General features: G+C 60.5%; 19 protein-coding genes. 11 read left to right on the top strand and 8 right to left on the bottom strand.

Features of this window, described 5'->3' with window-relative positions:
- Window positions 1-12: 12 nt before the first annotated feature.
- A complete protein-coding gene (locus CAG02_RS27345) occupies window positions 13-687 on the bottom strand; it encodes a YciC family protein (protein ID WP_085712251.1) in 675 nt (224 codons plus the stop codon).
- A 178-nt stretch (window positions 688-865) separates the two neighbouring features.
- Here CAG02_RS27345 and CAG02_RS27340 point away from each other — a divergent pair, with 178 nt between their 5' ends.
- From CAG02_RS27340 to CAG02_RS27325, 4 genes are all read left to right on the top strand, one after another.
- Window positions 866-1624, top strand: a complete 759-nt coding sequence (locus CAG02_RS27340) for a DUF2076 domain-containing protein (RefSeq protein ID WP_085712250.1) — start codon at window positions 866-868, stop codon at window positions 1622-1624.
- A gap of 137 nt (window positions 1625-1761) precedes the next feature.
- The gene (locus CAG02_RS27335) at window positions 1762-2241 is read left to right on the top strand and encodes an NYN domain-containing protein (RefSeq protein ID WP_007958730.1); all 480 of its coding nucleotides are present in this window, start codon (window positions 1762-1764) and stop codon (window positions 2239-2241) included.
- Between the two features lie 17 nt (window positions 2242-2258).
- Window positions 2259-2864, top strand: a complete 606-nt coding sequence (locus CAG02_RS27330; protein ID WP_085712249.1) for a PolC-type DNA polymerase III — start codon at window positions 2259-2261, stop codon at window positions 2862-2864.
- Window positions 2865-2947: 83 nt separating this feature from the next.
- The gene (locus CAG02_RS27325) at window positions 2948-3865 is read left to right on the top strand and encodes a hypothetical protein (protein WP_085712248.1); all 918 of its coding nucleotides are present in this window, start codon (window positions 2948-2950) and stop codon (window positions 3863-3865) included.
- A gap of 53 nt (window positions 3866-3918) precedes the next feature.
- Here CAG02_RS27325 and CAG02_RS27320 read toward each other — a convergent pair whose 3' ends face one another.
- The gene (locus CAG02_RS27320; RefSeq protein WP_085712247.1) at window positions 3919-4383 is read right to left on the bottom strand and encodes an Lrp/AsnC family transcriptional regulator; all 465 of its coding nucleotides are present in this window, start codon (window positions 4381-4383) and stop codon (window positions 3919-3921) included.
- A 163-nt stretch (window positions 4384-4546) separates the two neighbouring features.
- Here CAG02_RS27320 and yedA point away from each other — a divergent pair, with 163 nt between their 5' ends.
- Window positions 4547-5485 (top strand): drug/metabolite exporter YedA, encoded by a 939-nt coding sequence (gene yedA / locus CAG02_RS27315; protein ID WP_085712246.1) that lies wholly within the window; start codon window positions 4547-4549, stop codon window positions 5483-5485.
- 53 nt (window positions 5486-5538) lie between these two features.
- Window positions 5539-6879, top strand: a complete 1341-nt coding sequence (locus CAG02_RS27310; protein ID WP_085712245.1) for a DEAD/DEAH box helicase — start codon at window positions 5539-5541, stop codon at window positions 6877-6879.
- Window positions 6880-6930: 51 nt separating this feature from the next.
- On the opposite strand, the gene CAG02_RS27305 is transcribed toward CAG02_RS27310, so the two are convergent.
- Window positions 6931-8190 carry a TIGR03862 family flavoprotein gene (locus CAG02_RS27305; protein WP_085712244.1) on the bottom strand — a complete coding sequence of 420 codons (1260 nt, stop codon included), beginning with the start codon at window positions 8188-8190 and terminating at the stop codon, window positions 6931-6933.
- Between the two features lie 175 nt (window positions 8191-8365).
- Window positions 8366-9286 carry a histone deacetylase gene (locus CAG02_RS27300; protein WP_085712243.1) on the bottom strand — a complete coding sequence of 307 codons (921 nt, stop codon included), beginning with the start codon at window positions 9284-9286 and terminating at the stop codon, window positions 8366-8368.
- An 83-nt stretch (window positions 9287-9369) separates the two neighbouring features.
- Here CAG02_RS27300 and CAG02_RS27295 point away from each other — a divergent pair, with 83 nt between their 5' ends.
- The 3 genes from CAG02_RS27295 (at window position 9370) to CAG02_RS27285 (ending at window position 11504) form a co-directional block, all read left to right on the top strand.
- A complete protein-coding gene (locus CAG02_RS27295) occupies window positions 9370-9939 on the top strand; it encodes a GNAT family N-acetyltransferase (protein ID WP_085712242.1) in 570 nt (189 codons plus the stop codon).
- 105 nt (window positions 9940-10044) lie between these two features.
- A complete protein-coding gene (gene tesB, locus CAG02_RS27290) occupies window positions 10045-10914 on the top strand; it encodes an acyl-CoA thioesterase II (RefSeq protein ID WP_085712241.1) in 870 nt (289 codons plus the stop codon).
- Window positions 10911-11504, top strand: a complete 594-nt coding sequence (locus CAG02_RS27285; protein ID WP_085712240.1) for an HAD family hydrolase — start codon at window positions 10911-10913, stop codon at window positions 11502-11504. Before tesB ends, CAG02_RS27285 begins: the two co-directional genes overlap by 4 nt.
- A 29-nt stretch (window positions 11505-11533) precedes the next feature.
- Here CAG02_RS27285 and CAG02_RS27280 read toward each other — a convergent pair whose 3' ends face one another.
- From CAG02_RS27280 to CAG02_RS27270, 3 genes are all read right to left on the bottom strand, one after another.
- Window positions 11534-12487, bottom strand: a complete 954-nt coding sequence (locus tag CAG02_RS27280) for a hypothetical protein (RefSeq protein ID WP_085712239.1) — start codon at window positions 12485-12487, stop codon at window positions 11534-11536.
- Window positions 12488-13375, bottom strand: coding sequence for a neutral zinc metallopeptidase (locus CAG02_RS27275; protein ID WP_085712238.1), 888 nt, complete (start codon window positions 13373-13375; stop codon window positions 12488-12490).
- A 182-nt stretch (window positions 13376-13557) separates the two neighbouring features.
- Window positions 13558-14391: an aldo/keto reductase gene (locus CAG02_RS27270; protein ID WP_085712237.1), complete on the bottom strand. Its 834-nt coding sequence runs from the start codon at window positions 14389-14391 to the stop codon at window positions 13558-13560.
- A 176-nt stretch (window positions 14392-14567) separates the two neighbouring features.
- Between CAG02_RS27270 and CAG02_RS27265 the strand changes: the two genes are divergently transcribed.
- On the top strand, window positions 14568-15344 hold the full coding sequence (locus tag CAG02_RS27265) for an IclR family transcriptional regulator (RefSeq protein ID WP_085712236.1): 777 nt from the start codon (window positions 14568-14570) through the stop codon (window positions 15342-15344).
- Window positions 15345-15489: 145 nt separating this feature from the next.
- Window positions 15490-16368, top strand: coding sequence for a DMT family transporter (locus tag CAG02_RS27260; protein WP_085712235.1), 879 nt, complete (start codon window positions 15490-15492; stop codon window positions 16366-16368).
- 42 nt (window positions 16369-16410) lie between these two features.
- On the opposite strand, the gene CAG02_RS27255 is transcribed toward CAG02_RS27260, so the two are convergent.
- On the bottom strand, window positions 16411-17748 hold the full coding sequence (locus CAG02_RS27255) for an MFS transporter (protein WP_085712234.1): 1338 nt from the start codon (window positions 17746-17748) through the stop codon (window positions 16411-16413).
- Window positions 17749-17912: the final 164 nt, after the last annotated feature.

Genomic DNA, 17912 nt, shown 5'->3' with positions numbered 1-17912 from the left:
AGCGCAGAGCGGTCAGACCCTTCCGTCACGTTTGTCGGGCAATTCGCTGATCAACATGAACAGGCGGAACAGCACCACGCTAGTGAACAGCTGCAGGAAGCTGTGGCCACTGTCGATCAAAATGGCGATCAACGGATTCTGCGGGTCGGGGTAGACCTGCAGGGTCAGGCCCTTGAGCAGCCACAACGGCCCCATCACACAGAGGATGCACACCAGAATTCGCAGGAAATGCCCACGGCTCAGGCGCAGGCTTTCCTTCATCGCCTGCAACGGGCCGTAGCCGCGCAGCACCAGCAGGTATTCACCGAAGGCCAGGGTGACCATCAGCCACAGGCCTGGCAGGAAATACAGGGACAGACCGAGCAGAATCAACAACGTGTTCAGCGCAGTGAGCACGGCGAAACGCGGCCACAGGCGCGCCGCCATCGCCAGCAAGTCGAGGGTTTGCGGGGATTCGCCACGGGTGCGGGCGTCGAGAAACAGGATCAGCGCGGCGGTGTACAGCGGGTAGACCAGCAGGCCGACGATCACGCTGATGGCCGAATAGCCGTCCGGGTCGCTTGTGTGATCGACCACCTGTTGCAACGCGGCTTCGAAGATCACCAGCGGCAGGCACAGCTGGACGATCCGCGCCAGATTGCGTTTAAAGAAATACAGCGAGTCACGCAGCACATCGAAGGCATTCATCAGTCGGTATCGCAGGTCAAAAACAGTGGCTCACTTTAACCGATGATGTGCTGCGGGGCGCAAACGTAAACGTTCGGTAAAGACCATTGAAACATTCTGTCGCTGCCTCCATTACGTAGGTGCGCCTCCTCCACTGTGGACGAGGGCAACGTTATCCCCGGCAATCTACGAGGTCGCCATGAACAGCGAAGAGCAAACCCTGATCGATGGACTGTTTTCCCGGCTGCAACAGGCCGAAACGGAGGCAGCCCCGCGTGACGCCCTGGCTGAAGCGCGGATCAAGGAACACCTGACGCGCCAGCCGGCCGCAGGCTATTTCATGACCCAGGCGATTCTGGTGCAGGAGGCCGCGATCAAGAGCCTCGACGAACAGAACAAACAACTGACTCAACAGGTTCAGCAACTGCAGGCCGAACTGCAATCGGCCAAGGCGCAAAGCGCAGCCCCGGCGTCGAGTGGCGGTGGTTTCCTGTCGAGCATCTTCGGTGGCAGCAGCCCGCGTCCGGCCCCGACCCAGAGCGCCCCGGCCTCCACTGGCGGCTGGCGTGAACCGGCTCCGCAGCAGAACTTCGGTGCCCCCGCGCCACAACAGAACTTCGGCGCACCACCACCGGGTTATGGCCAGCAACCAGCGGCCCCGGCGGCCGGCAGCAGCTTCCTCGGCGGCGCCCTGAAAACCGCGGCCGGTGTGGCCGGTGGCGTGATGCTGGCACAAGGCATCAGCAGCCTGTTCCACCAAAACCAGCAGCCGCAAGAAATCGTCGAAGTGATCAAGGAAGAGCCGGCGCAGGTCAACGATCAGGGCAACAACGGTTGGGGCGATGACCAGCGCATGGCCAACAACGACTCCTGGGGCAACAACCAGGGTGGCTTTACTGACACCGACTACAGCGATGACAACTCGTCGTTCTTCGATGACGACGATTCCTTCGTCTGATTCACCATTCGTCCGGGGCGCCTGAGCGCCCCGGGCCGATTATTCGCGGAACCTTCCTTCGGGCTGGCATACTGGGCGCCTTTTTCGGGCCTGGTGCCTGATCCGGCTCATGCGCGTCAGCGCTCACAGGAACTCCGGTGAAAAAAATCGCAGTGTTCGCCGATGTGCAGAACCTCTACTACACCGTCCGCCAGGCCTACGGTTGCCACTTCAACTACGCGGCACTGTGGGCGGATGTCAGCCAGCACGGGCAGATCGTCGAGGCCTACGCCTACGCCATCGACCGGGGCGACAGCAAACAGCAGCAGTTCCAGCAGATCCTGCGCAACCTCGGTTTCACCGTGAAACTCAAACCCTACATCCAGCGCAGCGACGGCTCGGCCAAGGGCGACTGGGACGTGGGCATCACCCTCGACATCATGGACGCCGCCGACCACGTCGACGAAATCGTCCTGGCCTCCGGTGATGGCGACTTTGACATGCTGCTCGAACGCATCATCAACAAACACGGCGTGCAAGCGGTGGCCTACGGCGTTCCCGGCCTGACCGCCAACTCGCTGATCCGCGCCGCCAGCCGTTATGTGCCGATCGAAGGCGCACTGTTGCTAAAGAATTGAACGGAGTTGAACCCGGTTTGGAACGCATTGCAGTCATCGACTTTGAAACCACCGGCATCTCGCCGAGCAGCAGCTGCCGGGCCACGGAAATCGCCGTGGTCATGCTGGAAAACGGCCGCATCGTCGAGCGTTACCAGAGCCTGATGAACGCCGGCGTGCGCGTCCCGGCCTTCATCGAACAACTCACCGGAATCAGCAACGCCATGCTGCGCACCGCGCCGTCGGCCGAGCAGGTGATGAACGAAGTCAACGAATTCGTTGGCTGCACGCCGCTGCTGGCGCACAACGCCGCCTTCGACCAGAAGTTCTGGGACTTCGAACTGGGCCGGATCAAACGCACCCGTTTGCAGAACTTCGCCTGCTCGCTGCTGCTGGCCCGCCGCCTGATGCCGGCGGCGCCGAACCACAAGCTCGGCACGCTCACTACGTTTGCCCAATTGCCGCATACCGGCCAGGCGCACCGGGCGATGGCGGATGCGGAGATGGCGGCGAACCTGCTGGCGCATCTGGCGGATGAACTGCGGCACAAGCATGGGGTGCGGGAGTTGAGCCATGATCTATTGTGTAATCTACAAAAAGTACCTGCTCAGAAGATCGGTGGATATCTGGAAAAGCTAAGGTAGTAGTCGTAATTTGTCTTGATTTGAAATTTGAGATGTTTGAATAATGTGAGTGATAGGGAAATAGCCAAAGTAGGGTATTTGGAATGGCAATTAAGAGCTTCAGTTTTCTAAGTTTTGCTACCTTGGTCGTCGGTGCACTTGGTGTCTTCGGTCCTATCGCGTGGGATTACTATAAAACAAAGTCGGAAGTTGAGCTCTCGGTGATTGGTAGAAGTGTTATTGTGTCTCGTCCTGAGAAAATTGACGGCTTGCAAATTACTTATGCTGGTGAGGCGCTTGACGAACTTTCCAAGACCTCTTTTGCATTGACTAACTCCGGGAGGACACCTATTTCAATGAAGGATGTGGTAAATCCTGTGGCTCTTGATTTTTCTAAAGATTCGAGTGTGATTGACGTGGTGTTAGATGCGGTTTATCCGGAAAACCTGGGAGCTAACCTAAATTTCGATAAGGAAAAGAGCAAAGTTACAGTCTCTTTTCCACTCCTCAATCCTGGCGACAAAATAATTTTTAGTGTGCTGGGTAAAGTTCGAGACTTGTCGTTTACAGCGTCGGCAAGAATATCCGGAGTGCCTGAGTTAAGTATTAGTAGGGAAGTGGCGGAGAAGCAGGTTTCAAAGCGTCCGTCTCTATTGTCATATGTGGTTGTCTCGTTTTCGATGCTTCTGGGTACTCTCGGTGTGTACATGCTTTTCAGAGTTCCTGCCGAAGTTCGTATGAAGAAAATCGTTAAGCGAGGAGAACTGTTGATGCCGCAGTTTAATAGTAAAATTGAAGTGGCTGATTGGATTAATTCTGTTTTTCGGTTTATGACTACTTCAGAAAAGCGAGGCTTGCACAAAATTACTCACGACATGAATGATGTGTGCAATATGACATCTGACGATAAGTTGAGGTTTATGGCGGAGGTGAGGGATTCTCTGGCTCATTCGGTATCTAATTTTACAGTGGCTATAGTTGTGCTGATGCTGGCGGCGTTTGGCTTTTTATATGTGTTCTAGTAGTTATGTTTAAAGGGTGGTGAGGTGCCCCTCCCTTATTAAAGTCAATTATTTTATTTTACTTCGTCCATGCCATAGCCTTTCAAATGCCCCAACGGCACCCGCTTCTCTATCGCACTCGACAGCACGATCGACGTCTTGCTGAACCCGAATTTCGCCACCTGGTTGATCAAGTCCTCCAGCTCCGGCATCGAACCCACCGCGGCCTTCATGATCACGCACGGATCGCCCGTCACTCGAAAGCACTCGGTCAGTTGCGGAATTTTCACCAGTTCGTCGTAGACCTTTTGACTGCCGTTCTGGTGGAGGCGCAATTCGATCACGCACTGGATCGGCAAGCCGATTTTCGACAGGTTGATGTTCGCCTGATACCCGGTGATGACGCCGGCCGCCTCGAGTTTGGCCACGCGCTCGGCGACGGCGGGGGCGGAGAGGTTCACTTTGCGGGCGAGGTCGGCGTAGGACGCGCGACCGTTTTCGAGCAGGGCGCCGAGCAGCATGCGGTCGTATTTGTCCAAGGTCGGACTCCTGAAAATGCCAGACTTTCGAAATCGCGGTTTCGGCCGTCGATCTCCGTGTTTTCAAAAGTGTACCGGCGCTATAAACAGGTTTTGTAACTTATTTTTAGCGGTTGGCCTTTCTAGAATAACCAGTCTCCCTGCCTTGATGTCGAGTCGTCTCATGTCTGCCGTGCGCCGTTTTTCCTTGCCGCTGATCGCCGCGTTTTTTGCGTTGTATGTGATTTGGGGATCGACCTATCTGGTGATCCGCATCGGCGTCGAATACTGGCCGCCACTGATGCTCGGCGGCGTGCGCTTCGTGATTGCGGGCACTCTGATGTACGCCTTCCTGCGCTGGCGCGGGGCACCGGCGCCGACCTGGGCGCAGTGGAAAGCGGCGGGGATCATCGGGATTCTGTTGCTCAGTTTCGGTAACGGCGCGGTGACCCTGGCCGAGCACAGCGGCGTGGCGTCGGGTGTTGCCGCACTGGCAGTGGCGACGGTGCCGCTGTTCACTTTGCTATGCGGCTATTTCTGGGGGGCGCGCAATACGCGGCTGGAATGGGCCGGGGTGGCGATGGGGATTATCGGCATCGCGATGCTCAACATGGGCTCCAACCTGCAATCGAGCCCGCTGGGTGCAGCGCTGCTGATTTTCGCGGCGGCGAGCTGGGCGTTCGGTTCGGTGTGGAGTAAACACTTGCCGCTGCCTCAGGGCGCAATGGCCAGTGCCGTGGAAATGCTGGTCGGCGGCGTGGTGCTGTTGATCGGCAGCGCGGCCAGCGGCGAACACCTGCAAGCCATGCCGCCACTGGAAGGCTGGCTGGCGCTGGCTTACCTGATCTTCTTCGGCTCGATCATCGCTTTCAACGCTTACATGTATCTGTTGAAAAACGTCCGTCCGGCGGCGGCCACCAGTTATGCGTATGTGAACCCGGCGGTGGCGGTGTTGCTGGGGATCGTGTTTGTCGGCGAGACCATCGGCATTGAAGAGGCGCTGGCGATGCTGGTGATCATCGGTGCGGTGGTGCTGATCGGTCTGCCGCAGTGGCGCCGCCCTCGGCAGCTGCCGGTGGTCAGCGAGCCTGCCTCCATAGCGACGGAGCAGCGTGCGAATTAGGGTAAACTGCGCGCCATCGCACACGTGCTCTGATTTTTTCCTACGGTACTCCCATGACTTTCGCCACCCTTGGCCTGATCGAACCCTTGCTGCGCTCCCTCGAGAAGCTCGGCTACCAGACCCCGACGCCGGTGCAGGCGCAAGCCATTCCGGCTGTGCTGGCCGGTCGCGACCTGATGGCCGCGGCCCAGACCGGCACCGGCAAGACCGCCGGTTTTGCCTTGCCGCTGCTGCAACTGCTGGCGATGGAAGGGCCGAAAGTCACCGCCAACTCGGTGCGTGCGCTGATTCTGGTGCCGACTCGCGAGCTGGCCGAACAAGTCCACGAAGCCGTGCGCCAGTACGCCGAAAACCTGCCATTGCGCACTTACGCGGTGTACGGCGGCGTCAGCATCAACCCGCAAATGATGAAGCTGCGCGGTGGTGTCGATCTGCTGGTCGCGACCCCGGGCCGTCTGCTCGACCTGTTCCGCCAGAACGCGCTGAAGTTCAATCAGCTGCAAACCCTGGTGCTGGACGAAGCCGACCGCATGCTCGACCTGGGCTTTTCCGAAGAGCTGGCGAACATTTACCGCGCGCTGCCGAAGAAACGCCAGACGCTGCTGTTTTCCGCGACCTTCTCCGATGACATCCGCCTGCTGGCCGGGCAGATGCTCAACGATCCGCAGAGCATCGAAGTCAGCCCGCGCAACGTGGCCGCCAACACCGTTAAGCAGTGGGTGGTGACGGTGGACAAGAAGCGCAAGCCGGAACTGTTCGTGCACCTGATGCGCAAGAACAAGTGGAAGCAGGTGCTGGTGTTCGCCAAGACCCGTAATGGTGTGGACGCGCTGGTCGAGAAACTCCAGGGCCTGGGCGTGAACGCCGACGGCATTCACGGCGACAAGCCGCAGGCGACCCGGCAGCGGGCGCTGGACCGTTTCAAACTGAGCGAAGTGCAGATTCTGGTGGCCACCGATGTTGCTGCCCGTGGTCTGGATATCGAAGACCTGCCATTGGTGGTCAACTTCGATCTGCCGATCGTCGCCGAGGATTACATTCACCGTATCGGCCGGACTGGCCGCGCGGGTTCGACCGGTGAAGCGATTTCGCTGGTGTGCGCTGATGAAGTGAACATGTTGTCGGCGATTGAAATGCTGACCCGCAGCACCTTGAAGCGCGAGGTCGAGCCGGATTTCGTACCGGAGCACCGCGTGCCGGATACCGATGCCAGTGGTCAGGTGATCAAGAAGCCGAAGAAACCGAAAAAGCCGAAAGTTTCCGGTGGCGGCGGTGGCAAGCGCAATCTGGGCAAGTGGGTGGACAGCGGGGATACCCCGGCGCCGGAAGTGGCGATCAAGCCTGTGCGCAAGGTGCCGGTGTTCAATACCGGGCCGCGCAAGCGTAAGCCATAAGGGCAGCGGCGAGCTTCAAGCTGCAAGCTACGAGTCAAGGGCGGTTTGTCGTTAGCTTTTGGCTTGTAGCTTGCCGCTGTTGTTGAGCCACTTCAGCATTCCAGCGCCGGCCGCCCGGCCACTGGCAAAACACGCCGTCAGCAGATACCCACCAGTCGGCGCCTCCCAATCCAGCATTTCCCCCGCACAGAACACCCCCGGCAATGCCTTGAGCATCAGTCGCTCATCCATCGCCTCGAACGTCACACCGCCCGCACTGCTGATCGCTTCATCCAAAGGACGGGTTTTCACCAGCGTCAACGGCAAGGCCTTGATCGCCCGGGCCAGCAGCGCCGGATCGGCAAAGGTCGCGGCATCAGTGAGTTCACGCAGCAACGCCGCTTTCACCCCATCAATCCCGACCTGACTGTGCAGATGCTTGGCCATCGAGCGTGAACCCCGTGGTTTGCTCAACGCCGCCTGCAATTTATCCACAGGCCGGCCGGGCAGCAGATCGATGTGAACAGTCGCGGCACCGTGCACATTGATCGCCTCGCGAATCGGTGCCGACAACGCGTAGATCAGACTGCCCTCGATGCCGGTCGCGGTGATCACACATTCACCCAAGCGCGGAACATCGTCGTTCAAACCGATGGCGATATTTTTCAGCGGTGCGCCGGCGAATTTGCTGACCATCACTTCGCTCCAGGCCTGCACCTCGAAGCCGCAATTGCTCGGCTGCAACGGCGCCAGTCCTACACCGCGTTGCTCCAATGGCAGCATCCACGCGCCGTCGGAACCCAGCCGCGACCAGCTGCCGCCGCCGAGGGCCAGCAGGGTGGCGTCGGGGCTGAGGGTTTTCTCGCCTTCCGGGCTGTCGATGCGCAACGCGCCGTTTTCATCCCAGCCGAGCCAGCGGTGGCGGGTGTGGATAACCACGCCGCTGTCACGCAGGCGTTTGAGCCAGGCGCGCAGCAGCGGCGCGGCTTTCATGTCGGTGGGAAACACCCGGCCGGAGCTGCCGATAAAGGTCTCGATGCCCAGTTCGTGAATCCACCGGCACAGAGCATCGGCGTCGAAGGCGCGCAGCAGCGGGGCGATGTTCGGGGCGCGTTCGGCGTAGCGAGACAGGAACGCCGGGTAGGCTTCGGAATGGGTGATGTTCATGCCGCCAACCCCGGCCAGCAGGAACTTGCGGCCCACCGAGGGCATGCCGTCGTACAGATCGACGCGGACGCCGGCCTGGCTCAGTACTTCGGCGGCCATCAGGCCGGCGGGGCCACCGCCGATGATGGCGACGTGAGCGGGGAGGGCGGTGGAAGTCTGGGTCATGGCAGCGGCAATAGCGTGGCGGAATAAGCCGCGCATTCTAGCAGCAGCGGCCGGCGTCAGGCCTGATCAAAAAACAACCAGCGCGCTGCAGGCCATGTTCAGCGTGGGCTGTAGTCCCTTTCGCTCAGGTTATCCACAGGCCGTTCCACAGCCATTGTGGGTAACGCAGCACAACTCAATGACAACCCGATGACTGCCAGACGCGCTGCGCACTGTGATGCAGGATGCCGTGGCGGCGGGCAAGGGCCTGGCGATCCTTGCTGTAGCCACCGCCGATCACGCCGACCACCGGAATATCGCGGCCCAGGCAGTGGCGCATCACGCTTTCATCGCGGGCGGCAACGCCTTCGTCGGTCAGTTGCAGATAACCGAGGGCGTCGTCCTTATGCACGTCGACGCCGGCGTCGTACAGCACCAGATCCGGCTGATACAGCGGCAGTAGATAGTTGAGCGCATCGTCGACGACTTTCAGGTAATCGGCGTCGCCCATACCGTTGGGCAGCGGAATGTCCCAGTCGCTTTCGGCCTTGCGTGCAGGAAAGTTCTTTTCGCAGTGCAGGGAAACGGTGATCGCTTCCGGGGTGTTGTGCAGAATCCGTGCAGTCCCGTCGCCCTGATGCACGTCGCAATCGAAGATCAGCACCCGGTTCACCCGGCCGCTTTGCAGCAAGTAGTGGCTGATGATCGCCAGGTCATTGAAGATGCAGAACCCGGCGGGGTAGTCGTAATGGGCGTGGTGAGTGCCACCGGCCAGGTGACAGGCCAGACCATGCTCCAGTGCTTTTTCCGCTGCCAGAATCGAACCGCCGACCGCCCGCACCGTGCGCCGGGCCAACGCTTCGTTCCACGGCAGGCCGAGGCGCCGCTGGTCTTCGCGGGACAGCTCGCCGCTCATGTAGCGTTCGATGTAGTTGCGGTCATGGGCCAGGGCGAGGATGTCGGCAGGGCACAGTTCAGGGCGCAGCAGGTCTTCATCGCGGGTCAGACCGCTGTCCACCAAGTGATCGCGCAGCAGGCGGAACTTGTCCATGGGAAAGCGGTGATCCGCCGGAAACTCGGGGCTGTAGTCTTCGTGGTAGATCAACGGCAATGGCATGGCGGACTATTCATAAAGGCTGTAGGAAAGAGTGCAAAGCCTACCAGCGATGTAGACTGGCGGCATGGAAACGGAGGGGCACGATGGAGCCGATACTGCAGCTGGAAAGCGCGCGACTGCTGATGCGTCAGTGGCAGGACGCGGATTTGCCGGCATTTGCGGCGATGTGCGCCGATCCGCAGGTGATGCGCTATTTTCCCGGGCTGTTGAGCCGGCTGGAAAGTGCCGCAATGATCGGCCGTGTACGCGGCCATTTCGCCGAACACGGTTTCGGCCTGTGGGCGCTGGAGCGCAAGGACACCGGCGAATTCATCGGTTTTACCGGGCTCGGCGTGGTCGGTTTCGAGGCGCCGTTCACTCCGGCGGTGGAAATCGGCTGGCGTCTGGCGAAGGAACACTGGGGCCTGGGATATGCCAGCGAGGCGGCGTGGACTGCGCTGCGTTGCGGCTTTGACCGGTTGGCCTTGAAAGAGATCGTGTCCTTCACCGCGCAGAGCAATCTGCCGTCGGAAAAAGTCATGCAAGCCATCGGCATGCATCACGACCCGGCCCATGATTTCGATCACCCGAAACTGGCTGTCGATCACCCGTTGCGTCGACATCTGTTGTACCGAATCACCAGGGAGCAATGGCTGCAGACCCTGCATGGCTAAGCCGACACGGACGTTTACAATGGCGCGATCATGGCTCGCGCCAGAACCTGAATTGGCCGCCGCAGCCAAGACTGCGCGGCATAGCGTTGTGTGAGGAGAGTCTGAATGAGCCAAGTGTTGGAAGATCTGGTGGATCTGCTGACCCTCGAACCGATCGAGGAAAACCTGTTCCGTGGTCGCAGTCAGGATCTGGGTTTTCGCCAGTTGTTCGGCGGCCAGGTGCTCGGCCAGTCGCTGTCGGCAGCCAGTCAGACCGTTGAAGAGACGCGTCATGTGCATTCGATGCACGGCTACTTCTTGCGTCCGGGCGATGCCAAGTTGCCGGTGGTCTACTCGGTTGACCGCGTACGCGACGGCGGCAGCTTCAGCACCCGCCGCGTGACCGCGATCCAGAAGGGCCACCCGATTTTCACCTGTAGCGCTTCGTTCCAGTACGACGAAGAAGGCTTCGAACACCAGAGCCAGATGCCGCAAGTGGTCGGTCCGGAAAACCTGCCGTCGGAGCTGGAACTGACCCAGCAACGCGCGCACCTGATCCCGGAACACATGCGCGAAAAACTGCTGTGCCCGAAACCGATCGAAGTGCGCCCGGTCACTGAAAAAGACCCGTACAACCCGCAACCGGCGGATCCAATCAAGTACGTGTGGTTCCGTGCTGACGGTGCGTTGGCCGACATCCCGGCGCTGCACAAATACCTGCTGGCCTACGCTTCAGACTTCGGTCTGCTGACCACGTCGATGCTGCCCCACGGCAAATCGGTCTGGCAGAAAGACATGCAGGTCGCCAGCCTCGACCACGCGTTGTGGTTCCACAACGACCTGCGCGCCGACGACTGGTTGCTCTACGCCATGGACAGCCCGTGGGCCGGCAACTCCCGCGGGTTCTCCCGTGGCAGCGTGTTCAACCGCGCCGGGCAACTCGTAGCCTCGGTGACCCAGGAAGGCCTGATCCGTCATCGCAAGGACTGGGCATGAGTCTGGCTGAGGTGCGGCACTGGGTGTTCGACATGGACGGCACCCTGACCGTCGCCGTGCATGATTTCGCGGCGATCCGCGTGGCACTGGCGATCCCGCCGGAGGACGACATCCTCACGCACCTCGCGGCGCTGCCCGCCGAGGAAGCGGCGGCGAAACATGCTTGGCTGCTGGAGCATGAACGGGATCTGGCGCTCGGCTCGACCCCGGCAGTCGGCGTGGTGGAACTGGTGCGCGAGCTGCACGCGCGGGGTTATCGCCTCGGCATCCTGACCCGTAATGCGCGGGAGCTGGCCCATGTGACGCTGGAAGCCATCGGTCTGGCGGACTGCTTTGCGGTGGAGGATGTACTGGGTCGCGATGAAGCGCCGCCGAAACCGCATCCGGGTGGCCTGCTGAAATTGGCGAATGCCTGGCAAGTGCCGGCGAGCGAGATGGTGATGGTCGGTGATTACCGCTTCGACCTCGATTGCGGTCGGGCCGCCGGGGCGCACACGGTGCTGGTGAACCTGCCGGATAATCCGTGGCCGGAGCTGACCGACTGGCATGCGAAGGATTGTGTGGAGTTGCGGCGAATGTTGTTCGCTTGAAAAAAAACGGGGGCTTTGGCCCCCGTTTTTTATTGGTCGAAGATTGCTTTCTGACCTTCCGGCGAGGTCAGCATGCCGTCGCCGTTATGTCCGACGCCGGGCACTTCCACCAGCCGTTGATTCACCCCTTCAGGGTGGCGACGCAGCAGATAGCTGAAAAACATCTTCCCACGCTCCAATCGATAAGCTCCTTGGGCCTCGGCAGAGCAGCTCTTGTCCAGCGCCGGGTGTTGCGGGTCGATGTCCTGCTGCCCCAGCAGATAAATCACCTCGCGTTTGACGTAACTGCCTTCAAGTTGTGCGGGCGTTTGCCCACCGGAGTAGATCGGTGGATCCACCAGACCGTACTTCCAGCGGTTGAAACCCGGGCACTGCGCATGATCGAACGCTACGGGCCGTTGCTCGTTGAAGTAGGCGTACGACGATGGGTTGGCCACCACATACCGCAAGCGAATGCCTTCAGCCTTGAGCGCAGGCTGTTCGCGGGCGAGCAGGGCATAGCGCTGAACCACCTGACCGCCGCCGGAGTGGCCGAAGATCACGATCTGTTTCACGTCCGGAAACTGCTTGCGGTCGCTGAGTCTCCCAATGATCTCGTCGAGGGCGGCATAGGAACTGAGCGGGTTCGGCCCTGTGGATAACCCGCCGCCCATCCATTCATTGCCCTTCCAGCGCAGCACGCTGGCGGGCAACGAATAGAGGGCGACATCGCTTTCGTTGAGAAACTGCGGGGCGATCACCAGGGTGTTGGCGGTTTGCCCGGCCAGTTCGGCGGCGCTTTCGCCACTCTTGCGATAGGTCTCGGCGTTGCGCAGCTTGCCATGAATGACGATCAGCACCCGCTCGATTTTCGCGGGCGCCGGGCCGATGCCCACCGCCATTTCGCCGGCCTGAAGTTGCAGGCGTCCGGGACTGATCGCGTCGACGCCGGCCGCTTGTGCGGTGCCACCGATGAACAGTAAAGCCAACAGCCATTTATGCATTTACAGGTTTTTCGCCGCAAAGGTATCGCACTGGCCGACCTGGCCCTGGGCGAATCCGGTTTTAAACCAGCGCACCCTTTGCGCCGACGTACCGTGGGTAAACGAGTCCGGCACCACGCGGCCCTGACCCTGTTGTTGCAGGCGATCATCACCGATGGCGTTCGCCGCGTTCAAGGCTTCTTCAATATCGCCCGGCTCCAGCCAGTTCAGGCGTTTCTGCGCATGGTAGGCCCAGACGCCCGCCAGGCAATCGGCTTGCAGTTCCTGACGCACCAGCAGACCGCCATCACCTTGCATCTGCCGGCCTTGCTGGCGGGCGGCCTGAATTTTCGCCGAGACGCCGAGAAGCGTCTGCACATGGTGTCCGACTTCGTGAGCGATCACGTAGGCCTGGGCGAAGTCGCCGGCGGCCTTGAAGCGTTGGGCCATTTCCTGGAAGAACGCCATGTCCAGATAGACCTTCTGGTCTGCCGGGCAATAGAACGGGCCGGTGGCCGAGGTGGCCATGCCGCAGGCGGAGTTGACCCGGTTGCTGAACAGTACCAGGGTCGGGTCTTTGTATTGCCGGCCGGCCTGCTGGAAAATTGCGCCCCAGGTGTCTTCAGTGTCGCCGAGGATCGAGCGCACGAATTCGGCCTGTTCATCGTTGGCCGGCGGTGCCTGGCGGGTTTGCGAAGTAGGGGCCGATTGCTCGGTCATTTGCCCGGTGAGCTGGCCAAGGATCTGCAGCGGGTCCTGCCCGGTGATCCAGCCAATGCCGACGATCAGCAGAATCGCGCCGAGGCTCAGGCCCTTGCCGCCCCCGAAACGCATGCCGCCACCACCGCCCATGTCATCGCCACGGGCATCGACGACGTTGTCACTGCGTCGACCTTTTCTCCATAGCATGTGGGAATCCTCTGTCTGATCGTGGTGATGAGTGTTGCTGGTGTGTGAGTGTGGCGCCAGTCCGGTCGTCCGTCCATTCGTACACAGGCAAACAGGCCCGACCTCGGGGGACGAGATCGGGCCTGTTATTGACGAGCATGAGCGCCGGGAATTCAATCCGTCGGCGGATTTCTTTCGGCGGGTCAGCGGTCGAAGGCGTCCCACACCGGCGCGAAGTCCGGGCTGACCTGGCGTTCGCGTTTGGATAACGCGGCAATCAGTGCGCGGTCGTCATCGTCCAGTTCCACATTCAGTGAAGCGAGGTTGGCCAGTTGATTGGTCTTGCTGCTGGCCTTGGGAATCGCCGCGACCTTGTCCTGATCCAGCAACCACTTCAGTGCGACCTGAGTCGGCAGCACGCCGTGTTTTTCGGCGATCTGTTGAATCTGCGCAATCTCCGAGACCTTGTTGCGTGCCAGCGGCGTGTAGGCCGTCAGTGCCAGATCGTGTTGACGGGCGTAGTCGAGCAGGGCGTTTTGTCCGAGCAGGACGTGGTATTCGACCTGAATGGCTGACAGAGGAATGCCGTAGTCCTCGATGACTTTGCGCAGCAGCGGCAGCGGAAAATTCGCCACGCCGATGTTGCGAGCCAGACCTTGCTCCTTGAACGAGGCGAGGGTCTCGAGAGTGCGCGGCAAGTCCCAGTCGGTGGTCGGCCAATGGATCATGAACAGATCGACGTACTCGCTGCGCAAGGCCTTGAGGCTGCGATCCAGCGAGTGACGCATGGCATCCGGTTGCAACTGGTCCCACCAGACCTTGGTGGTGACGTGGATCTGCTCGCGGGGTGTCGGTGTATTCGCCAGTGCCTGTCCGACGGCGTCTTCGTTGTTGTAGGCCGCTGCCGTGTCGATGTGCCGGTAGCCGAGTTCCAGCGCTTGCTCCACGGCGCGGGTGCATTCGTCGCCGAGCATCGGCCATGTGCCAAGGCCGAGTTTGGGCAGGTTCAGTCCGTGTTGGTTGACGATGTGCTGCATGGTCGGCGCTTCCTGCATTGATGGGTTTCAGAATGGGATTCCGAAAACTAAACAACGCCGACCTGCATCAGCAACTCGTCAGCCGAGAAAGGGGGCGATTATCGAGCGATCGGTTCCAGATTTCGCAATCAGTGATATGTATTTTAGAATCGGCAAAATTTCACTGGGATCGCACCATGGCCGGCAGTCAGATCGAACGGGTTTTCAGCGTGCTCGAAAGCCTTACCCACGAGCCGCGCGGACTGCCGCTGCAAACCCTCGCGGAACAAATCGACATTCCGAAAAGTGCGACCCACCGCTTGCTCGCCGAATTGTCCCGGCTGGGCTATGTGCGGCAGAACCCGGAAACCCTGCGTTATCACTTGTCGACCAAATTGGTGGCGATGGGTTTTCGTTATCTGTCGAGCAGCGGTGCCGATATCGTGCAGCCGGTACTTGATCGACTGGCGCAGGAAACCGGCGAACTGGTGCGGCTGGGCGTCACCGATGGCGAGCGCCAGACCTGGATCGCCAAATCACAAGGCGCGCGCAGCGGTTTGCGTTACGACCCGGACATGGGCCGCGATGCGCCGCTGTTCTATACAGCCTCCGGCCATGCATGGCTGGCAAGCATGAGTGATGCCGAGGCCCTGTCGCTGGTTGAGCGTCAGGCCGCCGAAATACCGGCGGATATCGGGCCGAATGCACCACGAACCAACATTGAACTGCTCGAACATCTGCGCGTGGCGCGGGAACAGGGTTACTCCTGTGTCGAAGAAAGCTCGGCGGTGGGCACATCGGCCATTGCTGCCGTGGTGCGGCATCCGGCCGATGGGCGGGTGATCGGTGTGTTGAGCATTGCCGGGCCGAGTGCGCGGCTGCCGGCGGCGAGGTTGCATGAGCTGGCGCCGCTGTTGTTGAAGTTTACCGAGGAGCTGTCGGCGGCGAGCCTGGCTTCGGAGTTGTTCGTCTAGCCGCGAAACGGCAGACGGGATTGGGTTGTCTGTAAAGCTGTGCGTTGATCGCACAGAATTTGGCTTGAAGGGTGTGAGAATTTGGAACCGGGTTCTAAATTATCGCTGGAGGCTCTTTCCTCATTTTGATTTCCAGAGATCGCCAATGACCGTCAGCACACCGCTTTCCGGCGTCAACCAACCCTTCAAGGGGATCTTGCTGATTGTCGTGGCGACGTTTCTGTTCTCCAGCCACGATGCGCTGTCGAAATACCTCTCGGGTTTTTATCCGATTGTCATGGTGGTGTGGGCGCGGTATCTGGTGCACACGCTGTTGATGGCGGGGATTTTTCTGCCGCAGTCCGGGTTGCGCGTGCTGCGCACCAAGCGCCCGTTGTGGCAGTTGGCGCGGGCGTTGTGCCTGCTGGGCACCAGCCTGTTTTTCACTACGGCACTTTTGTACATCCCGCTGGCCGAAGCCACGTCGGTCAACTTTCTTGCGCCGGTGCTGGTGACGGCGCTGTCGGTGCCGTTGCTCAAGGAGCGGGTGACGCGGGGCCAGTGGATCGCGGTGATCTGCGGGTTTATCGGCGTGTTGATCATCGTCCATCCCGGTGGCGAATTGTTCACCCCGGCGATTCTGTTGCCGTTCTGCTCGGCGCTGTTTTTCTGCTTCTATCAGTTGCTGACCCGCAAGCTCAGCGAGGTGGACAGCCCGACCACCAGCAACTTTTTCGCCGGGTTGTGCAACACGCTGGTGATGAGTGCGCTGGTGCCATTCTTCTGGCAGCTGCCGAGTCTTGGCCACGCCTTGTTGATGCTGGCGCTGGGCACGTGCGGGATGACCGCGCACCTGTTTCTGACCCAGGCGTTCCGGCATGCCGCGCCGGCGTTGCTGGCGCCGTTCGGCTATTGCCAGATCGTGTTTGCGGGGCTGTTGGGCTGGTTACTGTTCGCGCACACGCCGACCCTGATGACGGTGATCGGGATCGCGGTGATCTGTTGCAGCGGACTGGCGGCAGCGTGGCAGCAGAGCCGGCGCTGAAAGGACAACCGGCCTGAAATCAGGCCGGTCGGTGCAGGACGATTACTCAGTGACGGTAGGAATCTTGCGCGGTGCCATGAAGTACATCCAGGTCAGCGCAATGAAGTACATCGCCGGGATCAGGGTGAACAACACGGTATAGTTGTTGTTGGTGACGGTCAGGATATGGCCGACGATCTGGGTCATGAACATCCCGCCGATTGCCGCGCACATGCCGCCGAAACCGAACACCGTGCTCATCATGTGCTTGGGCGTGTAGTCCATCACCAGGCTCCAGATGTTGGCGGTCCAGGCCTGATGCGCGCCGATGGCCAGGGAGATGGCGGCCACTGCGATCCACAGGTTGGCGGAACCGGCGGCCATGACCACGCCGATGATGCAGCAGGCGAACAGGAACATCGACAGCAGTCGCGCCTTGATCGAGTTCATGCCGCGACCGATCAGGAACGAAGACAGAATCCCGCCGCCCACGCTGCCGAAGTCGGCGGTGACGTAGATGATGATCAGCGGAATGCCCATCTGGGTCACGTTGATGCCCAGGTTGTATTGCTGATTGAGAAACGGCGGCAGCCAGTACAGGTAGAACCAGAACACCGGCGCGGTCAGTGAGTAGGCGAGGGCGAAGGCCCAGGTGCCGCGCATGCGCAGGATCCGCGAGAACGGTACGCGGGCCTGTTCCGGTTCGACTTCTTTCTGGATGTAATCCAGCTCCGACTGTTTCACGCTCGGGTGATCTTCCGGGTTGAAATACTTCAGGCCCCAGAACAGCAACCAGATCCCGCCCAGTGCCGACATGCACAGGAACGCGGCCTGCCAGCCCCACACGTGAAGAATCAACGGCAGCAGCATCGGGGTGAACATCGCGCCGACGTTGGTGCCGGCGTTGAAGATGCCGGTGGCCACCGCGCGTTCACCGGCCGGGAACCACAGGCGCGTGGTCTTCACGCAGGCCGGGTAGTTGGCCGCTTCGGTCAGGCCGAGAATGAAGCGGCAGACCATGAAGCCCACCGCCGAGGTCGCCAGGCCGTGGGCGCCGGTCGCCAGGCTCCAGAGCAGCACGGCGCAGAAGAACACACGTTTCACCCCGATCCGGTCGATCAGCCGTCCTTGCAGCACGAAGCCGATGGCGTAGCCGACCTGAAACCAGAAGTTGATGTTGGCGTAGTCCATCGCCGTCCAGCTCATTTCCTTGGCGAGGATCGGCTGCATGACGCCGAGGGCGGCGCGGTCGATGTAGTTCAGGGTGGTGGCGAAAAACACCAGCGCCAGCATGCCCCAACGGGTCTTGCCGACGGCCATGGCGCCGCGGATCTTGTCGCCGATGCCACCCGTGGCAGTGCTCATGGCCGGAGCCATGCGGGAAGTCTGTGAAGGAATCATGTGTTCCACCCGTTTTTGGATTTGTTATTTGGTGTGCTTACTTGTGCACGCTGCGACCGGTGGTTCAGATCCGGACTCAAGGTGAAAGGGATGTTGGGCAGTGGGCGAAAAATCGTCAATTCGCCAAACCGGCATTGTGTTCGATAATCGCACGCAAAACTAAC

Origin of the sequence: Pseudomonas sp. R43(2017), assembly GCF_002112345.1 — a bacterium.
Taxonomy (GTDB): domain Bacteria; phylum Pseudomonadota; class Gammaproteobacteria; order Pseudomonadales; family Pseudomonadaceae; genus Aquipseudomonas; species Aquipseudomonas kribbensis.
Note: the sequence above shows the minus strand (reverse complement) of the source record. Positions and strands in the feature narration are given on the sequence as shown.

Bases quoted from the DNA above. Each gene is read 5' to 3' on its own strand.
- tesB (WP_085712241.1), top strand. From the start codon at position 10,045: ATGAGCCAAGTGTTGGAAGATCTGGTGGATCTGCTGACCCTCGAACCG.
- CAG02_RS27275 (WP_085712238.1), bottom strand. From the start codon at position 13,375: ATGCTATGGAGAAAAGGTCGACGCAGTGACAACGTCGTCGATGCCCGT.
- yedA (WP_085712246.1), top strand. From the start codon at position 4,547: ATGTCTGCCGTGCGCCGTTTTTCCTTGCCGCTGATCGCCGCGTTTTTT.
- CAG02_RS27295 (WP_085712242.1), top strand. From the start codon at position 9,370: ATGGAGCCGATACTGCAGCTGGAAAGCGCGCGACTGCTGATGCGTCAG.
- CAG02_RS27270 (WP_085712237.1), bottom strand. From the start codon at position 14,391: ATGCAGCACATCGTCAACCAACACGGACTGAACCTGCCCAAACTCGGC.
- CAG02_RS27255 (WP_085712234.1), bottom strand. From the start codon at position 17,748: ATGATTCCTTCACAGACTTCCCGCATGGCTCCGGCCATGAGCACTGCC.
- CAG02_RS27265 (WP_085712236.1), top strand. From the start codon at position 14,568: ATGGCCGGCAGTCAGATCGAACGGGTTTTCAGCGTGCTCGAAAGCCTT.
- CAG02_RS27300 (WP_085712243.1), bottom strand. From the start codon at position 9,286: ATGCCATTGCCGTTGATCTACCACGAAGACTACAGCCCCGAGTTTCCG.
- CAG02_RS27305 (WP_085712244.1), bottom strand. From the start codon at position 8,190: ATGACCCAGACTTCCACCGCCCTCCCCGCTCACGTCGCCATCATCGGC.
- CAG02_RS27325 (WP_085712248.1), top strand. From the start codon at position 2,948: ATGGCAATTAAGAGCTTCAGTTTTCTAAGTTTTGCTACCTTGGTCGTC.
- CAG02_RS27285 (WP_085712240.1), top strand. From the start codon at position 10,911: ATGAGTCTGGCTGAGGTGCGGCACTGGGTGTTCGACATGGACGGCACC.
- CAG02_RS27260 (WP_085712235.1), top strand. From the start codon at position 15,490: ATGACCGTCAGCACACCGCTTTCCGGCGTCAACCAACCCTTCAAGGGG.
- CAG02_RS27310 (WP_085712245.1), top strand. From the start codon at position 5,539: ATGACTTTCGCCACCCTTGGCCTGATCGAACCCTTGCTGCGCTCCCTC.
- CAG02_RS27345 (WP_085712251.1), bottom strand. From the start codon at position 687: ATGAATGCCTTCGATGTGCTGCGTGACTCGCTGTATTTCTTTAAACGC.
- CAG02_RS27340 (WP_085712250.1), top strand. From the start codon at position 866: ATGAACAGCGAAGAGCAAACCCTGATCGATGGACTGTTTTCCCGGCTG.
- CAG02_RS27280 (WP_085712239.1), bottom strand. From the start codon at position 12,487: ATGCATAAATGGCTGTTGGCTTTACTGTTCATCGGTGGCACCGCACAA.